General features: G+C 59.3%; 3 protein-coding genes. All 3 read right to left on the bottom strand.

Annotated elements, in window-relative coordinates; all coding sequences use genetic code 11:
• Nucleotides 1-218: 218 nt before the first annotated feature.
• Complete coding sequence (locus tag LAT62_RS15810; RefSeq protein ID WP_293386107.1) at nt 219-1,772, bottom strand: trimethylamine methyltransferase family protein; 1,554 nt, start codon at nt 1,770-1,772, stop codon at nt 219-221.
• Between the two features lie 245 nt (nt 1,773-2,017).
• Nucleotides 2,018-3,697 (bottom strand): formate--tetrahydrofolate ligase, encoded by a 1,680-nt coding sequence (locus LAT62_RS15805; RefSeq protein ID WP_293386105.1) that lies wholly within the window; start codon nt 3,695-3,697, stop codon nt 2,018-2,020.
• A 284-nt stretch (nt 3,698-3,981) separates the two neighbouring features.
• Complete coding sequence (locus LAT62_RS15800; RefSeq protein ID WP_293386103.1) at nt 3,982-5,034, bottom strand: substrate-binding domain-containing protein; 1,053 nt, start codon at nt 5,032-5,034, stop codon at nt 3,982-3,984.
• Nucleotides 5,035-5,239: the final 205 nt, after the last annotated feature.

The following is a 5,239-nucleotide window of genomic DNA, read 5'->3' as shown; positions in this document are numbered from 1 at the left end:
GAAAACCGCACGTCCGGTGGTGTGGGAGGAGTAGCAGGCGCAATCCTGCTACTTCAACCCGATCAATACCTGCGAGTATCGATGTTATCGCCGGCATGATGTGTGCCAGTGCGCTTCAATTATTGGCTGGGCCAGCAGGCTGTCGCCTGCTATGTCGATGGTGATATCGACGCTCCAATGCCGACGCGGCATGGGCCCGCACGCTCGAGGTATTCGCTTCAGATGTTGGAGTCGGGGAACTCGGCTTTCCTTCGGTTCATGTAATCCTGTAACGCCTCATCCACCGCTTCGTCCATTGGCGGTGCGACGTATTCTTCCAGCAATTGTTTCCAGCGTTTGTTGGCGCGTTGTGCGATGTCGAGGCTGCCTTCGGAATCCCATTGCTCGAAGCTGTTGTTGTCGGTGATGGGGGAGCGGTAGAAGGCGTTTACGAAGTTAGCCTGGGTGTGGCTGCAGCCGAGGAAGTGTTTGCCTGGGCCGACTTCGCGCAGGGCATCCATGGCCTGGCCGTTTTCGCTGAGGTCGACGCCTTTGAGCAGGGTTTGCATCATGCCGGCCTGGTCGGCGTCCATGATGAATTTTTCGTAACCCATGGCGAGACCACCTTCCAGCCAGCCTGCCGTATGCAGCACAAAGTTTACACCACCGAGCACGGTGGGCAGCAGGGTGTTGGCACTCTCGGATGCGGCCTGGGCGTCGGGTATTTTGGAGCCCGTGAGGGCGCCGCCGGAGCGGAAGGGTACGCCGAGGCGTCTGGCCAGCTGTGCCATGGTGTAGAGCACCAGAGCAGGTTCGGGGGTGCCGAACGTCGGCGCGCCGGATTGCATCGACATCGAGCTGGCGAAGCTGCCAAATACCACTGGTGCACCCGGGTTGACCAGTTGCACAAAAGCCATTCCGGCGAGGGCTTCGGCCAGAGTCTGGGCAGCGGTGCCGGCAACGGTGACCGGTGACATGGCGCCGGCGAGAATAAAGGGCGAGATGATGGTGGCCTGGTTGGCTCGGGCATAGACTTTGGCGGCGCCGAGCATGGTCTCATCGAACGTCATTGGCGAGTTGGCGTTGATCAGACTGATGATGCAGGTGATGGGTCGGCCAGTTTCCGGGTTGATCCAGCGTTCGCCGAAGAGGATTTTGGCCATCTCGACCGTGTCCTGGGCGCGCTCCGGATGGGTGACAGAGCCCATAAAGGCCTTGTCGGAGTATTTCATGTGGCTGTACACCATATCGAAATGGCGTTTGTTGACCGGCAGGTCGACTGGCTCGCAAATGGTACCGCCGGAGTGATGCAGGCTGGGCAGCATGTAGGCGAGTTTGACGAAGTTGCGGAAGTCTTCGATGGTGCCGTAGCGGCGGCCCTGGTCGAGGTCGCGAACAAAGGGGCTGCCGTAGGCTGGGGCGAATACAGTGTGTGGGCCGCCGATTTCGACGTTGCGAGCCGGGTTGCGGGCATGCTGGGTAAACTGGCGTGGCGCGTGGCTTTGAATCAGCATGCGGCAGAGGCCTTTGGGCATGCGGACACGGTTGTCCTGAACGTCGGCGCCGGCCTCTTTCCAAAGGGCCAGAGCTTCGTCGTCACCTTTGAAGTCGATGCCGATTTCTTCGAGGATGACGTCGGCGTTGTGTTCGATGGTGGCCAGGCCATCTTCGCTGAGCACCTCGAAGCAGGGGATTTGCCGGGTCGCGTAGGGCAGGCTTTCGCCCTGGCTGCGTGACCGAGCGCGACGGGCGTCGCTGCCGCCGCTGCGGCGACGAGTACGGGTGGTTGTCATACGAGCATGCTCCCCTGGCTGTTGAGTTTTTGATCAGTATGGGCGCTCTGGTGGCGGGGGCGTGGTGGAAAACGACTTGTAGTGGGCTGTTTGCGTCATGTTGAGACGTCTTATTGCAGAAGCAATGGAGCGTCGGTGTTCTCAATGATGAGGCAGAGATTAGCCATCAGGCGCGGGCTGGATTGAAGCGTGCTGACGCACGCCATGTCGATGGTGATATCGACACTCCAGATCAGTGCTCGAAGTTACGAAAGCCCCAACACCAACCCTTCTTCATCCAACCCAATATGCTCAGCCGAAGGCACTCTGGGTAGGCCTGGCATGGTCATGACGTCGCCACAGATCACTACCAGAAACTCGGCTCCGCCAGAAAGCCGTACTTCCCGAATCGGCACTTCATGGCCGTAAGGCGCGCCTCTTAACCCCGGGTCGGTGGAGAAGCTGTATTGGGTTTTGGCCATGCAGATCGGGAAGTGTCCGTAGCCTGCGTCCTGATAACCCTGGATATGATCGCGCACTTTCTTGTCGGCCATGATGTCGTGGGCGCCGTACAGGGTGGTGGCGATGGTGTGGATCTTGTCCCAGAGCGGCATGGAGGAATCGTACAGCGGGGCGAATTGGGAGGCGCCACTTTCGGCCAGCTTTACGACTTCATGGGCCAGTTTTTCTGCGCCTTTTCCGCCATCGGCCCAGTGGGTGCAGACGATGACTTCGGTACCTTGTTCGTGGGCGGCCGCCTCTATGGCTTCAATTTCGGCTTCGGTATCGCCATCGAAGCGGTTGATGGCAACCACCACCGGTACACCGAAGGTTTTTACGTTACGCAGGTGTCTGGCCAGGTTGGCGCAGCCTTTCGTAACGGCTTCGACGTTTTCGCCTTTCAAGTCTGCCACGGCTATGCCGCCGTGCATTTTCAAGGCGCGGACGGTGGCCACTACCACTGCGGCATCCGGGTGCAGGCCGGCCTTGCGGCATTTGATGTTGAAGAATTTTTCGGCACCGAGGTCGGCACCGAAGCCGGCTTCGGTAACCACGTAGTCGGCGAGTTTCAGGGCGGTGGTGGTAGCAACAACAGAGTTGCAACCGTGCGCGATGTTGGCGAAGGGCCCGCCGTGGATAAAGGCCGGGTTGTTCTCCAGGGTTTGTACCAGGTTGGGGCTGAAGGCGTCCTTGAGCAGCACAGTCATGGCGCCGTTGGCTTTCAATTGAGCGGCAGTGACTGGCTGCTGGCTCTTGTCGTAGGCGACAATGATCTTGCCGAGGCGTTCTTCCAGTTCCGCCAGGGTGCGGGCGAGGCAGAAAATGGCCATGACTTCGGAGGCGACGGTGATGTCGAAGCCGTCTTCTCGAACGAAGCCATTTCCGACACCGCCCAGGCTATTGATGATGTGGCGCAGGGCGCGGTCGTTCATGTCAATGACTCGGCGCAGGCGAATGCGGCGCGGGTCGATGTTCAGTTCATTGCCCCAGTGAATGTGGTTATCGAGCATGGCGGCGAGCAGGTTGTGGGCGCTGCCTATGGCGTGGAAGTCGCCTGTGAAGTGCAGGTTAATGTCTTCCATGGGGATGACCTGCGAATAGCCTCCGCCAGCAGCACCACCTTTGATGCCGAAGCAGGGGCCGAGGCTGGGTTCGCGCAGGCAGATGGCGGCTTTTTTACCGATGCGGTTCAAGGCATCGCCGAGGCCCACTGTGGTCGTGGTTTTGCCTTCACCGGCCGGGGTAGGGCTGATCGCGGTCACGAGGATCAGCTTGCCATCGGGCTTGCCGTTGAGGTTCTTGATGAAGTCACTGCTGAGTTTGGCTTTGTGTGGGCCGTATTGCAGCAGGGCATCCTGTGGAATGTCCAGGCCAGCACCGACTTCAGTGATCGGGCGGATGGCGGCGGCGCGGGCGATGTCTATGTCGGCGGGTATCTTGGCCATGGTCTGTCCTTCAGCCTCTTATAGTTAGGGTGGTCGGTATTCAATGATGCGTAAGCGCAAGGCCAATGAATGTACTGGAAACGACCTGGTTGTACTTCTGGGGGGCGGTTGGGAAATGGGTGCTGGTTGGAAGGGGTTGTTTACAGAAGGGTTTGGGGCGTCGATATCCGCATCGACGTAGCAGACGATAGCCTGCTGGCCTGGCCGGAGGTTGAAGCGCGTTGTCGCACGCCGTGTCGATGATGATATCGACGCTCCAGGGTTGATAGTTTGCACTCCATTGGCTAAAAGGGGAGCGCCTCAACCTCACCACATCGATTCGGCTGGTAACCCGGCAGCGCGTTCACCGCCTCAATAAAAGCCGGAGATTTCAGCAACCCCAGGAACCTCTGCAGTTTCTCATCACTCAGCCGGTCCTTGCGGCAGATCATCAGGTAGTGCTCCTTGGCCAATGGCAGAAAACCGAGCCCGAACTGGCGAGCGGCGGCTTCGACGCCGAAGCCGGCGTCGGCCATGTTGGAGGCGATGTAGGCGGCGATGGCGGTATGGGTGTATTCCTCGCGCTCGAAACCCTGGATGTCCTGGCCGTCGATGTTGGCTTTTTTCAACAGGAGGTTGAGCAGGGCGCGGGTGCCGGAATCCTTTTGTCGGTTAATGAAGCGCAGGGCGGGGCGGGTGAGGTCGGTCAGTGAGCTGATGGGGGGGTCCATTTGATCTCTCATCATCAAGCCCTGCTGGCGGGTGATGAAGCGAATGACGCAGTGTTGATCAGCATCCAACAGGTGTTTGTAGGTGTTGAAAATGTGTTGGCCAAATGACTGGTCCGTGGGCAAGTGGAAGCCGGCGATGTCACAATCGCCTCGGTTCAAGGCGGTTAACGCATCGGTGGGGCTGCAATACTGAAGGTTGAGCTCCAGTTGATCACGGAAGGTAGGCAGCAGGGCGACGGCATAACCGTGGCTGGCATGTACCCGCAGTACCGGGTGCGCGCCCTCAAGCAATTGTTGCAACTCCATGTTCAATTCCGACGCCATGCTTTCTGTTTGCGGCCCGAGTCTGGCCTGTAGCCGCTGCTCAGCCCAGAGTAGCGTCTCGCCAAGGGCGGAGAGGCGGGTGCCCTGGCCTTTGCGCATGCTGACCAGTGGCAGGCCGAAAAAGGCTTCCCAGCGGTTCAGCAGGTTCCAGGCGTGGCGGTAGGAGATATGGGCTTCGCGGGCGGCCTCGGTGAGTTTGCCCGTGCTGTGGATGCCGCGCAGCAGGGTGAACATGGTGCGGTCGAAGCTGTGCTGTTCGTCGGCGTGGAAGAGCCAGGCGGGTTGGATGGTGAGTTTTCGCATCGGTTTGTGCTTCGTCCTGTTTAATTTGGGTCTCTGGAGTGTCGATTTCATTTTCGACACGGCGTGCGTTAGCGCGCTGGCTTGGCTGAATAGTGTCTACCAGACTCTCGAAGATGACTTCCCTGTTTACCGTGCCAGCCCGCACATCCCTGTGCGGTCGTAAAAACCTGCCAAAGCAGTGCTTTGGCTCGCTTCGCGACCGGTT

Origin of the sequence: Natronospirillum sp. (assembly GCF_022565775.1) — a bacterium.
GTDB lineage: Bacteria > Pseudomonadota > Gammaproteobacteria > Pseudomonadales > Natronospirillaceae > Natronospirillum.
The sequence above is the reverse complement of the archived record's forward strand: the minus strand, read 5'-3'. Positions and strand labels throughout refer to the sequence as shown.

What these genes read in the sequence shown, in the direction of transcription:
- LAT62_RS15805 (WP_293386105.1), bottom strand. Translation starts at nt 3,697, where the DNA reads ATGGCCAAGATACCCGCCGACATAGACATCGCCCGCGCCGCCGCCATC.
- LAT62_RS15810 (WP_293386107.1), bottom strand. Translation starts at nt 1,772, where the DNA reads ATGACAACCACCCGTACTCGTCGCCGCAGCGGCGGCAGCGACGCCCGT.
- LAT62_RS15800 (WP_293386103.1), bottom strand. Translation starts at nt 5,034, where the DNA reads ATGCGAAAACTCACCATCCAACCCGCCTGGCTCTTCCACGCCGACGAA.